We start from the raw sequence: 19,419 nt of genomic DNA on the forward strand, positions 1-19,419 counted from the left end.
ACCTCTACAGCGGTTTGGTGAAGCGGAAATGGCTTTGCGTATATCCTTCACGAACATAAAAACGGTGCGCGTCCACGCGCTTCACGCTGGTGGAAAGCTCGGTCAGCTCGGCGCCTGCCTGTCGCGCGACGTCCTCTGCCCAGGCCAGCAGCTGGCTGCCCACTTTTAATCCGCGCGCCTGCGGCATCACCACCAGCTCCTGGATCTCGCCGATCCAGCGGGCGTGATGCAGGTGAAACTGCATATGCAGGCCGATCATACCGATGATCTGCCCGTCCAGCTCGGCCAGCTGGTAGCGCATATTGTGATCCTGCAAGTTGGCCAGATACCCGGCGTGAAACGCCTGATGATCGAACTCGGCCTGCTTAAGTTCACAGATCAGCGCGTAAACGATCGGCGCATCGTCGGCGGTGGCGGGGCGAAGCTGGCAGTCAGGCATGCTGTTTCTCCTTCTGGCGAATAAGCGATAGCAAGGTCTCGACTGACTGTAGCAAACTTCCGTCGTTATTGAGGAGATGGCAACCCGACGGGGTGTAGCGTGCCGCCCGTTCCAGCCGCTGGTCGATCTCGCGCGCGTTTTCGCGCCCCCGCTTTTGCAGCCGGCTACGGAGAACGTCCGGGGAAACCTGCAAACAGACCGGGAGCAGCGCCGCTTCGTACCGGGCGCGAGCCTGCGGGAGATGCGCCCGCGAGCCGTTAACCAGTACGTCGAACCCCGCATGCAGCCAGAGGTCAATCTCAATACCGACGCCATAGTAGTAACCGTTGGCATGCCAGCTCAGCGCCAGCAGGTTTTGTCCGGCGCGGGTAAAAAACTCCTGCTCGCTCAGGGCGATATGGTTCTCGCTTCCGGCGTTGGCATCGCGCGTGATATAGCGGTGCGCCACCAGCAGCTGTGAATGTTCCCGCTGCCGTAACGCCGACAGCAGGCTGTCCTTCCCGGAGCCGGACGGGCCCATTAACCAGATGAGTCTTCCCATCAGAATACCCTTTTTCCCTGACGCCAGACGTGGTCGATATGAATGTGCTCGCCCTTACGGTGGGCGAGCACCAGATCGGCCCGTTTCCCCTCGGCAATTTCACCGCGATCGTGAAGATTAAGCGCGCTGGCCGGGTTTTTCGTCACCAGGCGAATCGCCTGTGGCAGCGTGAAGCTGTTGTTCTCGTCGTCCGCGACGCGGAAGGCCGCGTCCAGCAGGCTGGCGGGGTAATAGTCAGAGGAGAGGATATCCAGCAGGCCGAGCGAGGCGAGCCTGCTTGCCGCCACGTTGCCGGAGTGCGATCCGCCGCGCACGATATTTGGCGCGCCCATCAGGACGTTCATGCCGTGCTTACGCGATGCCTCTGCCGCTTCAAACGTGGTGGGAAATTCAGCTATCACGCTGCCAAGCTGGTGGGATTCGCGCACGTGATCGTGCGTGGCGTCGTCATGGCTGGCCAGGGCAATATTCCGGTCCCGGCACATCGCGGCAATGGAGAGGCGATTCGGCTGCGACCACTGGGCCGCAAGCTGGAGCTGCTCTTCTTCGTAGCGCGCCATCTCCGCGTCGTTGAGCGAATATTTGCCCTGATAGTATTCGCGATACTTTTCAATGTTGGCGAACTGGCGCTGCCCCGGCGAGTGATCCATCAGGGAAACCAGCGAGACCGGCTCGCGGCCCACCAGCTTCTCAAACAGCGGCAGGGTGGTGTGGTGCGGCAGCTCGCAGCGCAGGTGCAGGCGGTGCTCGGCGCGGTTGAGGCCGCGCTTTTGCGTCTCCTCCACGGCGTTGATCATCTTCTCCAGGTTCTCCAGGCGATCGCCGCCGTCGCGCACGTCGCCAATCGCCACCGCGTCCAGCACCGTGGTGATGCCGCTGGCGACCATCAGCGCGTCGTGGCTGCTCATCGCTGAATGAGCAGGCCAGTCCACCTTTGGGCGCGGGGTGAAGAATTTATCGAGATTATCGGTATGCAGCTCAATCAGCCCCGGCAGCAGCCAGCCGCCTTCGCCGTCCATCGCTTCAGGAGTGCGGCTCCGGGTTTCGGCAAAGGCGCGGATGACACCGTCCCGCACCTCAACCGAGCCGTTCACGACCTCATTTTCCAGCACCAGCCTGACATTATTGATAATCATACGTTTGTCCCCATCGGGTGCAGTCTGTCCGCCACGCGTTGGCGTACGGCGGCGTCGTGGAAGATCCCGACGATCGCCGCGCCGCGCGCTTTGGCCTGTTCGATCAGTTCCATCACCGCTGCGCTGTTCTTACTGTCGAGCGAGGCGGTGGGTTCATCCAGGAGTAAAATCGGGTAATCGACGATAAAGCCGCGGGCGATGTTGACGCGCTGCTGCTCGCCGCCGGAAAAGGTCGACGGGGCGAGGTGCCACAGACGCTCCGGTACGTTGAGGCGCGTCAGCAGGCTGGCGGCTTTAGCGGCGCAGGTTTCGCGCGGCACGCCGAGATCCAGCAGGGGTTGCATGACCACGTCCAGGGCGGAGATCCGCGGGATCACTCGCAGGAACTGGCTGACCCAGCCGATCGTCGAGCGGCGCACTTCCAGCACTTTGCGCGCGGGAGCCTGAACCAGATCGACCCATTCATTGTTATGGCGAATATGAATATGGCCTTCGTCCGGCAGGTAGTTGGCATACAGGGAGCGCAGCAGGGTGGATTTTCCGCTGCCGGAATGGCCATGCAGCACCACGCATTCGCCGTTGCTGACCTCTAACGAGGCATTTTGCAGTACCGGCAGGCGGACGCCGTTTTGCTGGTGGAGCACAAAGGTTTTACTGACATTTTCAACGTGGATCATTTTGGCCTCGCGATTCGTTTTGCCGGGTGGCGGCTTCGCCTTACCCGGCCTACGGGTGCGGTGTTCGTTTTGCCGGGTGGCGGCTTCGCCTTACCCGGCCTACAAAGTGCGGTGTTCGTAGGCCGGGTAAGCGCAGCGCCACCCGGCAACCGCGCCCTCAGTTCTGCAATACGGACGACACCAGCAGCTGGGTATACGGATGATGGGGATCGTCGAGCACGCGGTCGGTTAACCCACTTTCCACCACCTGACCCTGCTTCATCACCAGCAAGCGGTCCGCCAGCAGGCGCGCGACGCCTAAATCGTGGGTGACAATCACCACCGCCAGGTTTAGCTCCACCACCAGGCCGCGCAGCAGGTCGAGCAGGCGAGCCTGTACAGAGACGTCCAGCCCGCCGGTCGGTTCATCCATAAACACCAGCTTCGGATGGGTGACGAGATTGCGGGCAATCTGTAAACGCTGCTGCATGCCGCCGGAGAAGGTGGTCGGCAGGTCGTCGATGCGCGAGGCGGGAATTTCAACCTCTTCCAGCCAGTGCTGCGCCGTGGCGCGGATGTTGCCGTAGTGGCGCGCGCCGGTGGCCATCAGCCGTTCGCCGATGTTGCCCCCCGCCGACACCTGGCGGCGCAGGCCATCCATCGGGTGCTGGTGCACCACGCCCCACTCGGTGCGCAGCAGGCGGCGGCGATCGGCTTCACTCATGCCATACAGCGACACGCCCTCATACAAAATGTCGCCATTCTGCGGCGTCAGGCGCGCGGAGATGGACTTCAGCAGGGTGGTTTTACCGGAGCCGGACTCGCCGACAATGCCCAGCACTTCGCCCGGCCACAGCTCAAACGACACGTCGCTAAAGCCTTTGCCCGGCGCATAAAGGTGAGTCAGGTTATTAACCGAAAGCAGCGGTTTCATTGGCTGTTCGCCTCGCTCTGTTGGCGGCAGTAATCGGTGTCGGAGCAGACAAACATCCGTTTGCCCGTGTCGTCCAGCACCACTTCATCCAGATAGCTATGCTTCGAACCGCAGATGGCGCACGGCTCGTCCCACTCCTGCACCGTAAACGGGTGATCGTCAAAATCCAGGCTCTCCACACGGGTGTACGGCGGTACGGCGTAGATGCGTTTTTCACGTCCGGCGCCAAAAAGTTGCAGGGCGGGCATCATGTCCATCTTCGGGTTATCGAATTTCGGGATCGGCGACGGGTCCATCACGTAGCGGCCGTTCACCTTCACCGGGTAGGCGTAGGTGGTGGCGATATGGCCGAAGCGGGCGATGTCCTCATACAGTTTAACCTGCATGATCCCGTACTCTTCCAGGGCGTGCATGGTGCGGGTTTCGGTTTCCCGCGGCTCAATAAAACGCAGCGGCTCCGGGATCGGCACCTGGAAAATCAAAATCTGATCTTCAGTCAGCGGGGTCTCCGGAATGCGGTGACGGGTCTGGATCAGCGTCGCGTCTTCGGTTTTTTCGGTAGTATTAACGCCCGTTACGCGCTTAAAGAAGTTGCGGATCGACACGGCGTTGGTGGTGTCGTCTGCCCCCTGGTCAATGACCTTAAGCACGTCCGCTTCGCCGATCACGCTGGCGGTGATCTGAATACCGCCGGTGCCCCAGCCGTAGGGCATTGGCATTTCGCGGCCGCCGAATGGCACCTGGTAGCCGGGGATCGCCACTGCCTTCAGGATGGCGCGGCGGATCATGCGTTTAGTTTGTTCGTCCAGATAGGCAAAGTTGTAGCCGCTTAAGTTAGACATTGGCGCGCTCCCGTTGCAGGCGTTTCAGCAGTTCCAGTTCGGCCTGGAAATCGACGTAGTGCGGCAGCTTGAGGTGCGAGACAAAGCCGGCGGCCTCAACGTTATCCGCGTGGGCCAGCACGAACTCTTCGTCCTGTGCCGGGCCTGCAATATGCTCGCCGTAGTCCGGCGCCTGGAGCGCACGGTCAACCAGCGCCATCGCCATCGCCTTGCGCTCGCTCAGGCCATACACCAGCCCGTAGCCGCGGGTAAAGTGCGGATCTTCATTCTCTGGCGCGACAAAACCGTTGACCATTTCGCACTCGGTCATCAGCAGTTCGCCGATGTTCACCGCAAAACCCAGCTCTTCCGGCACGATTTCAATGTCGATATAACCGCTGCGGATCTCTGCCGCGAACGGGTGGTTGCGCCCGTAGCCGCGCTGCGTGGAGTAGGCCAGCGCCAGCAGATACCCTTCGTCACCGCGCATCAGCTGTTGCAGGCGGGACGAGCGCGAACAGGGATAGACCGGCGGCGTGCGGGTGATGTCATCCGGTGTGCTGCCGGTGTCCTCTTCCGCCTTCGCCAGCCCCTGGTTTGCCAGCAGGCTAAAGACGTGCGGGGAGGCGTCTTGTTCAGCGTCAGAGACGCTGAGCTGCGGTGTTTCACCGTTCGCCAGCAGAGTGAAGTCCAGCAGGCGATGGGTGTAGTCGTAGGTCGGACCAAGCAGCTGGCCGCCAGGAATATCTTTGTACACCGCAGAAATACGGCGCTCTAATCGCATTTCCGCCGTATTCACCGGCTCGCTAACCGCCAGCTTCGCAAGCGTAGTGCGGTAAGCGCGCAGCAGGAAGATGGCTTCCACGTTATCGCCGCTGGCCTGTTTCAGCGCCAGCGCCGCCAGTTCGCGGTCCGCGATGCCGCCTTCGGTCATCACGCGGTCGACGGCCAGGTTTAACTGCTGTTCAATCTGGGCGACGCTCAGCTCGGGAAGGGCGTCATCCCCCCGGCGTCTGTGCGCCTGCAAGGCATGGGCGGCGGCGATCGCCTTCTCGCCCCCTTTGACGGCAACGTACATCAGCACACCTCCACGTGAGTGGTTCTCGGGATCGCCAGCAGGCGCTCGCCGCAGGTCAGGAGCAGGTCGATACCGAGCGGGAACGGATGCGGGCGCTCGGTCAGCTCATGAATGATGCACTCCGGCAGCTGGGGGGCGACCATCCGCTCGTCGGCAATCCCTGCACCCGTCAGGCGCAGCATGCGGCCACCGCTCAGGCTGGAGACCTGCAAAATCAGCGTAGCGCTGGTTTCTGGTGCGACGGCGCTGCCTTCGCTTAGGGCGTTAAGCTGTTCGTGGCTGATTTGCTCGTCGGCCACGGCGAAGACCGCCTGCTGGGGCTGCTCGACCAGCGGCGCGTTGGTGTGAAAGCGTAGGTTCTGGCTGGCGATATCGTTCAGCAATGCGCCTGACAGCCATACCGGGGTGTCGTTGTCCGCCAGGGTCAGCAGCACGCTGGTCGAGGCGAGGTTCAGCGGCAGCCAGCCCTGGGAGAGCTGGTGCAGCGAGACAATGACGCCCGGCTCGCTCATGGCTTTCAGCAGGCGACGGAAACTCTGTTGGGCATCCTGGACGGCCAGGGTAAAAGCAGGTTGAAGCGTCATGCGTTGTCTCCGCGAACGAGCGTAAAGAAGTCGACACGGCTGGTATTCACTTCGGCCTGACGCGCGGCAAGGCGTGCGGCGCGGTCGGCTTCCAGCGGGGCAATAAGGGTTTCCATTAACGTCTGAAAATGCGGCTGTTCCTGTAAAAGCGCGTCGATCGCTGCGCAGCGCTCGGCGTGCGTTTTGTCGCGCCCAAGTACGTAGCCGTAGCCTAGCGTGCCGCTTTTCAGGCGGATCACCGCGCGGGTGAGGGTGGCATCGCCGGCGAAGAAGCGCTCGCCGGTGCCGCCCATGCGTGCCTGGATCTGCACCAGGCCGATCTCCGGCGCGCGGATCGTGTCGTAGTCCGGCGTCAGGCCGAGCGTGCTCATGCGGGCAGCCAGCGCATCAGGCTGGCTGTGGGCCAGCACGCGCATCCAGCGCTGACGAGTGGAGGTGTCGAAGTGCATTCAGTGCTCCATGGTAAATTCAATCATGTCGGCGCGGGTCAGGCTGACGGAGTATTCCGTTGCGTTGACGTCGCCGTCACGGTGGTTGAGGGTGCGCACGCAGAGCAGCGGGGCCATGTTGGGGATCTCCAGCACCTTGCTCTCTTTCGCCTGCGCGCGGCGGGCGCTGATGCGCGTCTGGGTGCGTTTGAGCGCGATACCCGTCGCGTCCTGAAGAAAATCATGCAGGGAACCGCTGGCGAAATGTTGAAGCACGGGCCAGAGGGTGAGGTCCGCGAAGTAGTGGTCGATCTGACAGACCGCCACGCCGTTCACCCGGCGCAACGTGCGCAGGTGAACGACGTTGTCGCCCTCCTGAATCCCCAGCGCGTCCGCCACGTGGCGGGAGGCGGGGCGCAGGACTGACAGCAGCTTTTCGCTGGTGGGGTGGCTGCCCTGATCGAGCAGGTTCTGGCTAAAACGCGCCTGGGCATTGAGCGGGTAGTCGAACGGACGCATCAGCACCAGTACGCCGACGCCCTGACGGCGCTGGACCCAGCCGCGCTCCACCAGTTGATCGATGGCGCGACGCAGGGTGTGGCGATTCACTTCGTAGCGGTCGGCAAGCTGCTGCTCGGCGGGCAGGTAGTCTCCGCAGCGGTAGTGCGTGCGCAGCTCCACTTCGAGCTTTGCCGCAATCTCTTGCCAGCGGGTGGGGTAACTGGTCGGATGTCTGGATAAGTGCATACAAATCAAAGCCTCGCTTCTCAGATGAAGTGCTTACGCAAACGTTGAGAGAGGAAATCCAGCAGGCTGACGGTGACAATGATGAGCACCATCAGGGCGCAGGTTTGCTGGAACTGGAAACCACGAATGGCTTCCCACAGGGTGACGCCAATGCCGCCTGCGCCCACCATGCCGACCACGGTGGCGGAGCGAACGTTGGACTCGAAGCGGTACAGGGAGTAGGAGATGAGCAGCGGCATCACCTGCGGCAGGACGCCGTACAGGATCTCTTCGATTTTGTTCGCTCCGGTTGCGCGGATGCCTTCCACCGGGCCGGGCTCGATGGCTTCAACCGCTTCGGAGAGCAGCTTGGAGAGCACGCCGGTGGTGTGGATGAACAGCGCCATCACGCCCGCGAACGGGCCCAGGCCGACGGCGACCACGAACAGCATCGCAAAGACCATTTCGTTGATGGCGCGACAGGCGTCCATCAGGCGACGCATCGGCTGGTAGATCCACCACGGCACGATGTTTTCGGCGCTCATCAGGCCAAACGGAATGGAGAGAATGACGGCAAGCGCGGTGCCCCAGACGGCAATTTGCAGGGTGACCGCCATTTCGCTGAGGTAGTCCTGCCACTGGCTGAAGTCCGGCGGGAAGAAGTCGGCGGCGAAGGTCGCCATGTTGCCGGAATCTTTGAAGAGCAGCAGCGGATCCATCTCCGCGCCCTTCCAGGAGATAACCAGCACCGCCAGCAGAACGGCCCAGCTTATGAGCGAGAACCAGCTGCGCTTTGGCGGCGGGAGGGTGATGGTTTGCATGTTTTACTCCGCGGGTCTTTGTGTGCCGGATGGCGCTACGCTTATCCGGCCTACGATCTGTTCCCCCTCTCCCTGTGGGAGAGGGCCGGGGTGAGGGCATCAGCGTGCGCATTTCCCCCTCACCCTAACCCTCTCCCTCAAGGGAGAGGGGACGTAAGTTACTGCACCGCTTTATTCACGCTGGTCATGGCGCCGAGCGCGGCGGTCAGGCGGTCGAGATCGTCCAGTTGCGCCTGAATTTCCGACACTTTGCTGGTCTTCTCTTCTTCCTTCAGACCTTTGTTGTCCTTCACGCCCTGCATCTGCTTGAACAGCGCCAGCTGGCGAATCGGCACCAGCTGCAAATCGCTGGACGCGCGGAACGGCGCCCAGCCCAGACGCGCCAGAACCGCTTTCTCTTCCGGCGTTTTGCCGTAGTTCATAAAGAAGTCGTAGACCTTGTCCTTGGTGCTCTCGGAGAGGTTTTTGCGCCACACGATCGGGTCGCCCGGGATCAGCGGCGATTTCCAGATAACCTTGATTTCCTTCAGCTTGTCCGGCGCGGAGGTCTTCAGCTTGTCGAGGTTTTCAGTGTTGTTGGTGGCGACGTCAACCTGCTTATTCGCCACGGCCAGGGCGTTGGTTTCGTGGCTGGCGTTGACCGTGCGCTTAAAGTCGCTGGCGGAGACGTTGTTTTTCGCGAAGACGTAGTAGCCAGGGACGAGGAAGCCGGAAGTGGAGTTCGGGTCGCCGTTACCAAAGGTCAGCTCTTTGCGTTTGGCGAGCATGTCGTTGAGATTGTTGATCGGGCTGTCTTTGTTAACGATCAGCACGCTCCAGTAGCCCGGGGAGCCGTCTGCCGCAACGGTCTGGGCGAAGACCTGGCCGTTCGCGCGATCTACCGCTTCCATAGCAGAGAGGTTGCCATACCAGGCGATGTCGACTTTGTTGAAGCGCATTCCCTGAATGATGCCCGCGTAGTCCGGGGCGAAGAAGGCGTTTACTTTGATCCCCAGTTTGGTTTCCATATCTTTCAGGAACGGTTCCCACTGCGGCTTCAGGTTTTGCTGTGATTCCGTTGAAATGATGCCAAAGTTCAGCGCTTTTTCCTGTTCCTCAGCGTAAGCAGGGCTTAGCAGGGTGCTGATGCTGAACATGCTGGTGAAGGCCAGCGCGGCAACGGCTTTGTAGTTCATGTCCATTCCTCGTTATGGGGACGTTAAGCAGCCTGCGCGCGCTCTTCGACGCGGTTTACGCTGCGGTAGAGATGATCAAAACGTTCGTTATCAAACTGGTGGCTTGCGCCATCAAAGAACACATGGCCCTGACGCAGGGCGACGATGCGCTCGCAGTAGCGCAGGGCGTAATCCACCTGATGCAGCGTCACCACCACGGTGATGCCGTCGTTCTGGTTGATGTCGCGCAGGGTTTCCATCACGATGCGGGCCGATTCCGGATCCAGCGAGGCGATAGGTTCATCGGCCAGAATGATTTTGGCTTTCTGCATCAGGGCGCGGGCGATGGCGACGCGCTGCTGCTGTCCGCCGGAGAGCGTGGAGACGCGCTGGTGGGCGAAATGCGCCATGCCGACGCGGGTCAGCGCCTGTAAGGCTTCTTGCTTCTGGGATGGGGAGAACCAGCGCAGGCAGGTGCGCCAGAACGGGGTGCTGCCGAGCGCGCCAATCAGCACGTTCTCGAGCACGGTCAGGCGGTTCACCAGGTTGAACTGCTGAAAGATATAGCCCGTCTGGGCGCGGCTTTTGCGAATATCGCTCGACAGACGGCCCGCATGTTGCACGGTGTTCCCCAGCAGTTCGACGCGGCTTTCCGGCGTTTTGTCACAGGTAATCAGGCCGCTCAAGTGACGAAGAAGGGTTGATTTACCTGAACCAGACGGCCCCAACAGCGCCACCATTTCGCCCTGCTGGACGGTCAGATCAACGGCATGCAGCGCCTTGTTGTGATGGAAGGTTTTGCTCAGTTTCTCGACGCGAATGACAGTTTGCATGTGCCGGGCCTCACGATAAATGTGGCCTCATGCTGGCGCATCAATATGACATTCAGGTTAAGCGTTGGTTGCGGGAGTTTGAAGAGTTGAGGGGAGTTTGATGACAATCACCGTAGGCCCGGTCAGCGCAGCGTCTCCGGGCGCTGTTGCCGGATGCGCTGCGCTTATGCGGCCTACGATTTAACGACGTTAATCATCCACGGCACGCCGTATTTATCGGTGACTTTCCCGAATCCGTGCGCCCAGAAAGTCTCCTGCCAGGCCATTTCGACATTGCCGCCATCAGAGAGGTTGTCGAACCAGCGTTTGCCTTCATCCACGTCCTGCGTGTCGAGCACCAGCGTAAATCCGGCGTACTGCGTGCTGCTACCGGGTGGCAGACCATCGCTCATCATGATATCGCTGCCGGCAATGCGGACATTAGAGTGGGCGATGGCGGTATCCGGGAAGTTCATGCCTGACGGACAGCCTTCTTCGCTGTTTTCGTCTTTGGGCATTTCACCGAAGGTGATTTTGTAGAGGAGTTCTGCGCCAACGGCCTGCTGATAGAAGGCGGTCGCCTCCGCACAGTTGCCGGCGAAAGAGATGTAGGGACTTAACGGCATAATCTTTACCTCACGTAAGAAAAGCCCGTTAAGTGTAGTTCCCGAACGCCCGGTAAGCGAAGCGTTACCGGGCGGGACAATCAGTTCTTTTTCACGAACTCAGATTTCAGTTTCATCGGACCGAAGCCGTCAATTTTGCAGTCGATATTATGATCGCCTTCAACCAGACGGATATTTTTGACTTTAGTGCCGATCTTCAGCATGGAGGAACTGCCTTTTACCTTCAGATCTTTCACAACGGTAACGCTGTCGCCGTCTGCCAGCAGGTTGCCGTTCGCGTCTTTCACGATCAGCGCATCGCTGTCCTGTGCAGGCTCCGCATCGTTCCATTCATGGGCGCATTCCGGGCAAACGAACATGCCATTGTCTTCATAGGTGTATTCAGAATTGCATTTCGGGCAGTGTGGAAGTTGCATGTTGGTATCCTCAAAAGTTTTAACACGCTGGAAAACGCCAGCTAAATGACGGCAGTGTGCCGAAAAAGGCAGCGAGTATAACGCAAATCCCCACTTTTGTCGGTGATATTGTTTTATAAAAATAGCGCATAAATGCGCAAGCGATGACACGAACTGTCAGTGAATTAAGGGAAGCTTAAGCCCTGAACGGCAGAGATCGTAATCATGCTAAATGTATCGAATATTTTATTACAGCAAATTGCTACGTTGTGCCATTTCGGATAAGGTGAAGGAACAAGCCGTTATTTATCTATCCTTTTCTGACGCCATACATCTTTTGGCGCCAGGGAATACCTCTCTTTTTTGGTGGGTAAATAACGATGATATATCCTGATGTTTCCTGAAAATGCGTTTTGTCTATTCACTTTTGGCTTTCTGGCCAGGGGATGTTTTACACGTATTACGAGGGTGGTTTTTAAATTCTCATTATCTTCAGTTGGTTGCATTAAATGAACATGTTTTCCATACGTGATCATATAAGCCTGAAAAGTATAATTAAAACATCGTGGCTTAATAAAAGTAATAAATTTGCGTTAAGGGAAGGCTTTTATCATGCACACACAGACCATATTTGAATTAAGCCAGGAAGCTGAACGATTGTTACAGCTCGCTCTGAACAATCTTGATTCATTAAAATCTATGCCGATTGCAAAGCTGGATAGCACAGCCGCTACGATGAGCGGCGTTAATAACAACGTTTTGCCGTTACATTTTAGCGCACGGGGTGTCGACGCTCAGCAGGCGATGCTGAATAACGAATTACGCAAAATAACCCGCCTCGAAATGGTGCTGGCGATTGTGGGTACCATGAAAGCGGGAAAATCGACCACCATTAATGCGATTGTGGGCACGGAAGTGCTGCCGAACCGCAATCGTCCGATGACGGCACTTCCCACGCTGATCCGCCATACGCCGGGCCAGAAGGAGCCGGTGCTGCATTTTTTGCACGTTTCGCCCATCGATACCCTGATTACCCAGTTGCAGAAAAAACTGTGCGATAAAGATCGCGGCAAGCTGGCGCGGCGTCTGGAAATCGACAAGGACATGAATACGCTGCTGGAGCGCATAGAAAGAGGTGAGGCGTTTGAAAAACATCACCTGGGCGCGGAGCCCATCTTTCATTGTCTGAAAAGCCTGAACGATCTGGTGCGGCTGTCTCAGGCGCTGGGCGTGGAGTTTCCGTTCTCTGAGTATGCCGCGATAGAACATATTCCGGTGATTGAGGTGGAGTTTGTGCATCTCGCCGGTCTGGATGCGCACCTGGGGCAACTGACGCTGCTCGACACGCCGGGGCCGAACGAGGCCGGTCAGCCGCACCTGCAAAAAATGCTCAGCGAGCAGCTGGCGCGCGCCTCCGCCGTGCTGGCGGTGATGGACTATACACAGCTTAAATCTATTTCTGATGCGGAGGTTCGTCAGGCAATTTCGGCTGCCGGCAAATCCGTACCGCTTTACGCCCTGGTCAACAAATTCGATCAGAAAGATCGTAACAGCGACGATGAAGAGCAGGTGCGGGCGATGATTTCCGGCACGCTGATGAAAGGAAATATTTCTCCAGGGCAAATTTATCCGGTCTCTTCTATGTGGGCCTATCTGGCAAACCGCGCCCGCTATGAGATGAACGTTCATGGGCGCCTTCCCGATCATCAGGATCAGCGTTGGGTACAGGATTTTGCCGAGGCCGCGCTGGGCCGCCGCTGGCGAACGGCCGACCTGGACGATATTGACCATATTCGCCATGCGGCGGATCTGCTGTGGGAGGATTCGCTGTTCGAACAGCCCATCCGCAAACTGATTTACGCGGCTTACGCCAACGCCTCGCTGTTCGCTTTGCGGTCGGCATCGCATAAGCTGCTGAACTATGCGCAAAATGCCAGAGAATACCTGGATTTTCGCCATCAGGGACTGACGGTCGCTTTTGATGAGCTGGAGCTGAATATTGCGCGCCTGGAAGAGGATATGACGATGCTGCGTCAGCGGCAGAGCGTGGTGAGCGATGAGGTCCAGCATGAAGTTGAAGAGGCGCTTAACGCAACGGATGCATTCCTGCTTCGCCAGAAAGGTGAACTTCACCAGGCGCTGGGCGACATTTTTAGCCGCCCGTCTATTCTTGATTTAGCAGGGCGCGAGCCATCCAGTTTGCGTGCAGACGACGCGGATGCGATCCAGCAGCTGGTGCTTGACGATGAAGGGCAGGCGCAGATTGTCCTGAGCAAGATCCGATCGTCATGCGAGCAGATTATGCTGAATGCGCAGAGCAGAATTGGCCGGGAGCTGGCGTTACGCTTCGATCAGCTGGAGTCTACGCTCGCCCGATCGTTGAATGAGGCGATGCGACCCATCGAGACGCGAATTAAGGAGCAGCTCAGTCATGCCGGATTTCGGGCGCGGATTAGCTTCCCGGCGTTTCAGGCAAACCAGCTTAATTTCAATACGCGCGGCTTATTTAATGATGCCATTGTGCAGGACACCCCTCCCGCCAGTCAGCCAGCAGGGGCAGGCAGCGTACGTAATACCGTCTCGCGCTGGCTCAATAATCCCGGCTGGGGCTGGGAAGAGTATGTCGTGACGCGCACACGCTATATCATCGACATCGTTCAGCTTCATGGCAAATTTACGCAACATATCGATCAGTTTTGCGATCAAATACGTAAAGCTTTGGCCGCGCAGGTCGATGTCTCTGTTACGGCAGGTATGGCAACGTTCTTTGCAGAGTTTTCGTTGTGCCTGACCGGGTTACAGGAAAGCTTGCGTGATAGCCTTGCCGTGCGGCAGCAGAATGAACATTCAACCCGGGCGCTTAGCCAGTTGTTGAAGCAAAGTATGACTACTGCGGCGTGGATTCAGGAAGATACCCGACTGTTACGCGATGATATTCAAACCTTATTCGCGGCAGAGCAACCATGACAACACAGCTACTGGACGGTCCCGGGCGGACGCTGGAGTGTATTCATCCAAAATTTATGGTCGATTTGGTCCAGGGGGCGGATGCTTCACGTCACTCCCTCCTGGGGCCACAGCAACTGCAATTTCGTGAGCGTTTGACGCAGGAGATCATTACGCAGACCCGGCTGCGGCCGTGGGCAATGGCGGGAATGCTCAACGAAAATGCAGCGCTGCGGCTGGGTCTGGCGGAGAAACTGGCCGGTATGCTCGACCCCGGACACCTTGCGCTGACCCGTATGTCCGACAGGCTGGTAGCCCTGCGCCAGCAGGTGAATCCACGCCTCCCTCAACCACCCGGATTGTTGCAGCAGTACGAGGAGCTCTCCGCACATTTCAACCAGCGTGCCGCCTATAAAGAGAAAGCGCTCGCGCAGCGCGGCCTGACGGTTCAGGCGGGTGAGCACAGCGAGCAAATTTTTACCCGCTGGCGAGCCGGGCAGTATGACGGCTGGTCGCTGGCTGGCCGCTGCTTTATCGTGCTGGAAGAGTTGCGCTGGGGGGCGTTTGGCGATGCCTGCCGTCTGGCGAATAGCGATGTGGCGGCCATGCTGAAAGATAATTTGCGCAGCATGGCCGCAAACTATCTGGCACAGGGAATTAATGCTTCTCCTACCACCCGGCATTTTTACCATCAGTGGCTGACGATGTCCGCTTCTCCCGGTCTGATTGATTATAAAGATATGCTGGGCTGGCTGGGGGACTGGTGTCAGGCGGATAAACATCCGGTGAGCTGGTCAGTGACGCAGAGCTGGCAAACGGTCGCGCTGGGGATGCCGAGACTCTGTTCGGCAAAACGGCTGGTGGATGGCATGGTGGAAGAGATATTCGGTACGTGATTGCCCCCTCTTTTTAAGGAGGGGGCGAAAGGGTTAGTGGGGCATTTCTACCGCTTCAGGTTCTGTCCGGGACTCAGGCACATGCCCAAAGCGTCTGGCATACAGTGCCGTGATGACAGGGACCAGAATTGCCGTCACAATCACGCTGGCGGCAACCAGAGCCGTGGCGGAAGCGGCCACGGGTTCAAAGGCCGGGTTAATCTGGGCGATAATCACCGGGTTGGCTACCGCAGCGCCTGCGGCCGAAGAGGCGGCCACGCCCGCGGTTCCGTTGCCGCCCCCGATGACGCGGTCTGCGATAATCAGTGGAATACCCGTGATGACGATGACGGCAACACCCAGCACAATGCCCAGCAGGCCGGTTTCCAGAATCACGTTCAGGTTGATGGTATTGCCCAACGCGAAGCCGAAGAACGGGATCAGTACCGGGGTGGCTTTGCTGAAGAAATCACGCAGATCGTGATCGAGGTTGCCCAGCGCAAAACCAATCAGGAACGGCAGGATCGCCCCGACAAAATGGTGTGGTTCAAAAGAGGCAAGGCCGGCAGAACCCAGAATCAACATCGTCATCAGCGGACCCGACTCCAGGGACATCAGCACGAACGCGCCCGATTCTTCTTTGGTGCCATATTGATTCATCAGGCTGGCATAGAGACCGCCGTTGGTCATATCCATTGCTGAGACTATGGCCAGAACGGATAATCCGGCGAAGAAGCCGGTCTGAATTCCATTCTCCGGAATGAACATTGCACAGATCATGGCAACAACCCAGGCGACCGCAATTTTAGTAATGACCAGCGTCCCTGATTTACGTAATACCGTACCTGTTGCACGCAAGTTAATAGATGCGCCGATGCAAAAGAACCAGACTGCCAGAATCGGTACCGTTCCGGTAATCATACCTTTTGTAAAACCGCCAAAATAAGCACCGGTATTCGGGGCTAGCGTATTTAATATCGCGCCAAGTACCAGCGGGACCAGCATCATCCCGCCCGGGATGCGTTCTATTGTTGCTTTAATCTTCATCATTAACCCTCACATCTCGTCCGCATGGCTGGCGGAAAGCTCAAAAAATAGATCAACAAATTCAAACGATTGCCTTTTTTGGGGCCAATCGATTCGTTATTTATGCTGTAGAGCGAAATTCAGGTGTTCAGCATTCCTTCATTTGAAAGCTGCTGGGATATCGTGTTCGGATTTATCATGCGATCTTTGGAATTGTGATTCAATGAAAATAAAACGCTGTTTTAGTTATCTTCGTCACATATTGAATGTAAACAGGATTGCCCACTGTTAATAATTGAATTTTGTGTAAATTCGCTGTGAAGAAATGTGCTTGCATTTTGTTTGGGGAGGAATAATAACGGGCGTTAAGATCTGTTTGATAAGGGAGTTAAGAGTGACCTTATTTATCGTGAATTGACAGAAGCTGAAGGCAACTTACGAACAGGAAAAATATGTGTGAAGTTGATCACATATATAAACGCTGGTAGGGTAAAAAGGTCTTTAACTGCCCAGACAGGCGTCAACAGGTTCGGTTGTATTGAGGTAAAACGTCAATGTAAGTAAACCTGCTACGCTTGAATAAGGAGATTCGCATGGAGCGGGTCTCTGGTTCACAGCTTGTAAAATGCGCTGTGAAACGGACAGGGCTGAGTCTACGAGGAAAGCTATGCTTAGAAGGAAAAAAGTAAAACCCATCACGCTGCGCGATGTCACCATTATTGATGACGCGAAACTGCGCAAAGCGATTACAGCGGCCTCGCTCGGTAATGCGATGGAGTGGTTCGATTTTGGTGTTTACGGCTTTGTGGCCTATGCACTTGGTAAAGTGTTCTTCCCTGGTGCCGATCCCAGCTTGCAGATGATTGCTGCGCTGGGTACGTTCTCCGTTCCCTTCCTGATTCGTCCTCTCGGTGGCCTTTTCTTCGGCATGCTGGGTGATAAATATGGTCGCCAGAAGATCCTGGCTATTACCATTGTCATCATGTCGATAAGTACATTCTGTATCGGCCTTATTCCGTCGTATGCAACTATTGGTATATGGGCGCCGATTCTGCTGTTGATCTGTAAGATGGCGCAGGGCTTCTCCGTTGGCGGCGAATATACCGGCGCATCGATTTTTGTCGCTGAATATTCTCCGGACCGTAAACGTGGCTTTATGGGCAGCTGGCTGGACTTTGGTTCGATTGCCGGTTTTGTCATGGGCGCGGGGGTTGTGGTTCTGATCTCAACCGTCGTGGGTGAAGAGAACTTCCTTGACTGGGGCTGGCGTATTCCGTTCTTCCTGGCGCTGCCGCTGGGCATCATAGGGCTTTACCTGCGTCACGCCCTGGAAGAGACGCCTGCGTTCCAGCAGCACGTCGAAAAGCTGGAGCAGGGTGACCGTGAAGGGTTACAGGATGGCCCGAAAGTGTCGTTCAAGGAGATTGCGACCAAACACTGGCGCAGCCTGCTGACCTGTATTGGTCTGGTGATTTCCACCAACGTGACCTATTACATGCTGTTGACCTACATGCCGAGCTACCTGTCGCATAACCTGCACTACTCGGAAGACCACGGTGTGCTGATTATTATCGCCATCATGGTGGGTATGCTGTTTGTGCAGCCGATTATGGGTCTGCTGAGCGACCGCTTTGGCCGTAAGCCATTCATTATTCTCGGCAGCGTCGCCCTGTTCGCACTGGCAATCCCGGCCTTTATTCTGATTAACAGCAATGTGCTGGGGCTGATTTTCGCCGGTCTGCTGATGCTGGCGGTGATCCTCAACTGCTTCATCGGGGTGATGGCTTCTACGCTGCCGGCAATGTTCCCGACGCATATTCGCTACAGTGCGCTGGCGGCAGCCTTTAATATCTCCGTTCTGATTGCGGGCCTGACGCCGACGCTTGCTGCTTCACTGGTGGAGAGCACGCAGAACCTGATGATGCCTGCTTACTATCTGATGGTCATTGCGGTGATCGGCCTGATTACCGGTATTACCATGAAGGAGACGGCGAATCGTCCGTTGAAAGGGGCAACGCCTGCGGCGTCTGATATTCAGGAAGCGAAAGAGATCCTGCGTGAGCACTACGATAATGTAGAGCAGAAGATTGAAGATATTGACGCAGAGATTGAGGCGCTCCAGACAAAACGCTCTCGCCTTGTCGATCAGCATCCGCGAATTAACGAGTGATAAAAAAACCCGCCGCTGGCGGGTTTTCTTTTATTAGCATCCTGCGGCAATATAGTCGCCGCCGGCGCTGACGGGGATCACCGTCAGGAACAGGATCGTCGCGAACAGCATCAGAACAATCCCTCCGGCAATTTTGACCATCGGCATTACCCAGTTCAGGGACGTGCCGCCGCCAAACCAGGCTACTGTGCGTTCCCGCGCGTAACGTACTGCCAGCGACAGCCCCATAATCGACAGCGCCGTGCCCAGCGACATTGTCATCACAGCAGCAATCCCCCATCTAATAATACCGAGCGCATTCGAGAACATCAGGATCATAATTGCCCCGCTGCACGGGCGTGCGCCAATGGCCAGCACCACGCCCAGACGGGTTTTCCAGTCGCTTTTAGTCAGATCCACCCCTACGCCGTGATGGCCGCAGCCACAGCGTTCATTATGCTGGTGAAGCGGCTTGATGGCGCTAATCGCCATTTTGCGCGGACGCAGGCTGCTGAGCGCCTGATAAATGATAAACGCGCCGAAGACGGCAATCAGCACGGCGCTGATTTTCTCGACGTACCAACGGCTGGTGCTGATATCTCCTGACGCGAGGTTCAATCCAACCGCCAGGATAAAGACAAAGACGATCGCGCTGACGCCCTGCATCATGCTACCGATAAACGGTACGACGCGCGCCGCGAGCTGGCTCTCTTTATTGGTGGTGAGATACGTGGTAACGATAAATTTGCCGTGCCCAGGTCCAACGGCATGGAGTACACCATAAAGAAACGCACCGGTTAACAACCATAGCCCACCGCTGTACTGATGATTATTAAGTTGCAGCAGATACATCACCAGATATCGGTGCAGGGTGATCTGGGTGGCGAGGCACCACTGAATAAAAGCATTCCAGTGCGTATGCAGTGCAAAACCTGCCATAAGTAACACCAGCATGGCGAGCCCGGCGGTTGGGATACGCCAGTCACGTTGAAGTCGTTGTGTCGTCATGAGGTTGGCCCGCGAGAGAAATATTTGCCGCTAGTATAGTGTTCAAATCGTTGGATCACACCGGGATCGTCAATAGATTGTGGATAACTCTGTGCGTAAAAAGGTATAAGGCGGGGTTTTGCTGTGGAATGCAGCAGTCAGTCATTTTTCTGTCATTTAGCGGTTGCGGCCTGCGGAGAACTCCCTATAATGCGCCTCCATCGACACGGCGGATGTGAATCACTTCACAGACAACCCGGTCGGTTGAAGAGAAAAAATCCTGAA

General features: G+C 57.2%; 20 protein-coding genes. 3 read left to right on the plus strand and 17 right to left on the minus strand.

The features are described from left to right. Window positions 1–4 precede the first annotated feature (4 nt). From phnO to IM290_RS17450, 15 genes are all read right to left on the minus strand, one after another. Window positions 5–439 (minus strand): aminoalkylphosphonate N-acetyltransferase, encoded by a 435-nt coding sequence (gene phnO / locus IM290_RS17380; protein ID WP_015570217.1) that lies wholly within the window; start codon window positions 437–439, stop codon window positions 5–7. Further along, window positions 432–983 (minus strand): ribose 1,5-bisphosphokinase, encoded by a 552-nt coding sequence (gene phnN, locus IM290_RS17385; RefSeq protein WP_032104477.1) that lies wholly within the window; start codon window positions 981–983, stop codon window positions 432–434. Before phnN ends, phnO begins: the two co-directional genes overlap by 8 nt. Then, window positions 980–2,116, minus strand: coding sequence for an alpha-D-ribose 1-methylphosphonate 5-triphosphate diphosphatase (gene phnM, locus IM290_RS17390; protein ID WP_015570219.1), 1,137 nt, complete (start codon window positions 2,114–2,116; stop codon window positions 980–982). The genes phnN and phnM overlap by 4 nt, the downstream gene beginning before the upstream one ends. Next, window positions 2,113–2,793, minus strand: coding sequence for a phosphonate C-P lyase system protein PhnL (gene phnL, locus IM290_RS17395; RefSeq protein WP_040118264.1), 681 nt, complete (start codon window positions 2,791–2,793; stop codon window positions 2,113–2,115). Before phnL ends, phnM begins: the two co-directional genes overlap by 4 nt. Before the next feature lie 157 nt (window positions 2,794–2,950). Further along, window positions 2,951–3,706, minus strand: coding sequence for a phosphonate C-P lyase system protein PhnK (gene phnK / locus IM290_RS17400; RefSeq protein WP_015570221.1), 756 nt, complete (start codon window positions 3,704–3,706; stop codon window positions 2,951–2,953). Continuing rightward, complete coding sequence (phnJ, locus tag IM290_RS17405) at window positions 3,703–4,548, minus strand: alpha-D-ribose 1-methylphosphonate 5-phosphate C-P-lyase PhnJ (RefSeq protein ID WP_023302939.1); 846 nt, start codon at window positions 4,546–4,548, stop codon at window positions 3,703–3,705. The genes phnK and phnJ overlap by 4 nt, the downstream gene beginning before the upstream one ends. After that, on the minus strand, window positions 4,541–5,605 hold the full coding sequence (locus tag IM290_RS17410; RefSeq protein ID WP_032646905.1) for a carbon-phosphorus lyase complex subunit PhnI: 1,065 nt from the start codon (window positions 5,603–5,605) through the stop codon (window positions 4,541–4,543). Before IM290_RS17410 ends, phnJ begins: the two co-directional genes overlap by 8 nt. Beyond that, window positions 5,605–6,189, minus strand: a complete 585-nt coding sequence (phnH, locus tag IM290_RS17415) for a phosphonate C-P lyase system protein PhnH (protein ID WP_023305278.1) — start codon at window positions 6,187–6,189, stop codon at window positions 5,605–5,607. The genes IM290_RS17410 and phnH overlap by 1 nt, the downstream gene beginning before the upstream one ends. Next, complete coding sequence (phnG, locus tag IM290_RS17420; protein ID WP_045357889.1) at window positions 6,186–6,638, minus strand: phosphonate C-P lyase system protein PhnG; 453 nt, start codon at window positions 6,636–6,638, stop codon at window positions 6,186–6,188. Before phnG ends, phnH begins: the two co-directional genes overlap by 4 nt. After that, on the minus strand, window positions 6,639–7,364 hold the full coding sequence (phnF, locus tag IM290_RS17425) for a phosphonate metabolism transcriptional regulator PhnF (protein ID WP_006810434.1): 726 nt from the start codon (window positions 7,362–7,364) through the stop codon (window positions 6,639–6,641). It lies immediately after the preceding gene. Window positions 7,365–7,384: 20 nt separating this feature from the next. Then, window positions 7,385–8,164, minus strand: a complete 780-nt coding sequence (gene phnE, locus IM290_RS17430; RefSeq protein WP_193042097.1) for a phosphonate ABC transporter, permease protein PhnE — start codon at window positions 8,162–8,164, stop codon at window positions 7,385–7,387. A gap of 158 nt (window positions 8,165–8,322) precedes the next feature. Continuing rightward, entirely contained in the window at window positions 8,323–9,339 is a 1,017-nt protein-coding gene (phnD, locus tag IM290_RS17435; protein WP_032652248.1) for a phosphonate ABC transporter substrate-binding protein, read from the minus strand. Window positions 9,340–9,362: 23 nt separating this feature from the next. Then, window positions 9,363–10,151, minus strand: a complete 789-nt coding sequence (gene phnC, locus IM290_RS17440) for a phosphonate ABC transporter ATP-binding protein (RefSeq protein WP_193042096.1) — start codon at window positions 10,149–10,151, stop codon at window positions 9,363–9,365. Window positions 10,152–10,324: 173 nt separating this feature from the next. Further along, on the minus strand, window positions 10,325–10,756 hold the full coding sequence (yjdN, locus tag IM290_RS17445; protein WP_003860208.1) for a VOC family metalloprotein YjdN: 432 nt from the start codon (window positions 10,754–10,756) through the stop codon (window positions 10,325–10,327). An 80-nt stretch (window positions 10,757–10,836) separates the two neighbouring features. Continuing rightward, window positions 10,837–11,172 (minus strand): zinc ribbon domain-containing protein YjdM, encoded by a 336-nt coding sequence (locus IM290_RS17450; RefSeq protein ID WP_003860206.1) that lies wholly within the window; start codon window positions 11,170–11,172, stop codon window positions 10,837–10,839. Between the two features lie 591 nt (window positions 11,173–11,763). Between IM290_RS17450 and crfC the strand changes: the two genes are divergently transcribed. Together crfC and IM290_RS17460 are read left to right on the plus strand one after the other, a co-directional pair. After that, window positions 11,764–14,118, plus strand: coding sequence for a clamp-binding protein CrfC (gene crfC, locus IM290_RS17455; RefSeq protein ID WP_193042095.1), 2,355 nt, complete (start codon window positions 11,764–11,766; stop codon window positions 14,116–14,118). Continuing rightward, a complete protein-coding gene (locus IM290_RS17460) occupies window positions 14,115–14,993 on the plus strand; it encodes a diguanylate cyclase regulator RdcB family protein (RefSeq protein WP_193042094.1) in 879 nt (292 codons plus the stop codon). Before crfC ends, IM290_RS17460 begins: the two co-directional genes overlap by 4 nt. A 33-nt stretch (window positions 14,994–15,026) precedes the next feature. Here IM290_RS17460 and kdgT read toward each other — a convergent pair whose 3' ends face one another. Continuing rightward, entirely contained in the window at window positions 15,027–16,019 is a 993-nt protein-coding gene (gene kdgT, locus IM290_RS17465; RefSeq protein ID WP_193042119.1) for a 2-keto-3-deoxygluconate transporter, read from the minus strand. 646 nt (window positions 16,020–16,665) lie between these two features. Here kdgT and proP point away from each other — a divergent pair. Further along, a complete protein-coding gene (gene proP, locus IM290_RS17470; protein WP_015570231.1) occupies window positions 16,666–18,168 on the plus strand; it encodes a glycine betaine/L-proline transporter ProP in 1,503 nt (500 codons plus the stop codon). 33 nt (window positions 18,169–18,201) lie between these two features. Here proP and IM290_RS17475 read toward each other — a convergent pair whose 3' ends face one another. Then, window positions 18,202–19,155, minus strand: coding sequence for a nickel/cobalt transporter (locus IM290_RS17475; protein WP_193042093.1), 954 nt, complete (start codon window positions 19,153–19,155; stop codon window positions 18,202–18,204). Between the last annotated feature and the right edge of the window lie 264 nt (window positions 19,156–19,419).

The sequence above is a fragment of the Enterobacter cloacae complex sp. S1 genome (genome assembly GCF_014930525.1).
In the GTDB taxonomy this organism is placed as follows: domain Bacteria; phylum Pseudomonadota; class Gammaproteobacteria; order Enterobacterales; family Enterobacteriaceae; genus Enterobacter; species Enterobacter hormaechei_C.

Bases quoted from the DNA above. Each gene is read 5' to 3' on its own strand.
- IM290_RS17460 (WP_193042094.1), top strand. From the start codon at position 14,115: ATGACAACACAGCTACTGGACGGTCCCGGGCGGACGCTGGAGTGTATT.
- phnH (WP_023305278.1), bottom strand. From the start codon at position 6,189: ATGACGCTTCAACCTGCTTTTACCCTGGCCGTCCAGGATGCCCAACAG.
- phnL (WP_040118264.1), bottom strand. From the start codon at position 2,793: ATGATCCACGTTGAAAATGTCAGTAAAACCTTTGTGCTCCACCAGCAA.
- phnO (WP_015570217.1), bottom strand. From the start codon at position 439: ATGCCTGACTGCCAGCTTCGCCCCGCCACCGCCGACGATGCGCCGATC.
- crfC (WP_193042095.1), top strand. From the start codon at position 11,764: ATGCACACACAGACCATATTTGAATTAAGCCAGGAAGCTGAACGATTG.
- kdgT (WP_193042119.1), bottom strand. From the start codon at position 16,019: ATGAAGATTAAAGCAACAATAGAACGCATCCCGGGCGGGATGATGCTG.
- phnC (WP_193042096.1), bottom strand. From the start codon at position 10,151: ATGCAAACTGTCATTCGCGTCGAGAAACTGAGCAAAACCTTCCATCAC.
- yjdN (WP_003860208.1), bottom strand. From the start codon at position 10,756: ATGCCGTTAAGTCCCTACATCTCTTTCGCCGGCAACTGTGCGGAGGCG.
- phnE (WP_193042097.1), bottom strand. From the start codon at position 8,164: ATGCAAACCATCACCCTCCCGCCGCCAAAGCGCAGCTGGTTCTCGCTC.
- phnD (WP_032652248.1), bottom strand. From the start codon at position 9,339: ATGAACTACAAAGCCGTTGCCGCGCTGGCCTTCACCAGCATGTTCAGC.
- phnM (WP_015570219.1), bottom strand. From the start codon at position 2,116: ATGATTATCAATAATGTCAGGCTGGTGCTGGAAAATGAGGTCGTGAAC.
- phnF (WP_006810434.1), bottom strand. From the start codon at position 7,364: ATGCACTTATCCAGACATCCGACCAGTTACCCCACCCGCTGGCAAGAG.
- IM290_RS17410 (WP_032646905.1), bottom strand. From the start codon at position 5,605: ATGTACGTTGCCGTCAAAGGGGGCGAGAAGGCGATCGCCGCCGCCCAT.
- proP (WP_015570231.1), top strand. From the start codon at position 16,666: ATGCTTAGAAGGAAAAAAGTAAAACCCATCACGCTGCGCGATGTCACC.
- phnJ (WP_023302939.1), bottom strand. From the start codon at position 4,548: ATGTCTAACTTAAGCGGCTACAACTTTGCCTATCTGGACGAACAAACT.
- IM290_RS17450 (WP_003860206.1), bottom strand. From the start codon at position 11,172: ATGCAACTTCCACACTGCCCGAAATGCAATTCTGAATACACCTATGAA.
- phnK (WP_015570221.1), bottom strand. From the start codon at position 3,706: ATGAAACCGCTGCTTTCGGTTAATAACCTGACTCACCTTTATGCGCCG.
- IM290_RS17475 (WP_193042093.1), bottom strand. From the start codon at position 19,155: ATGACGACACAACGACTTCAACGTGACTGGCGTATCCCAACCGCCGGG.
- phnG (WP_045357889.1), bottom strand. From the start codon at position 6,638: ATGCACTTCGACACCTCCACTCGTCAGCGCTGGATGCGCGTGCTGGCC.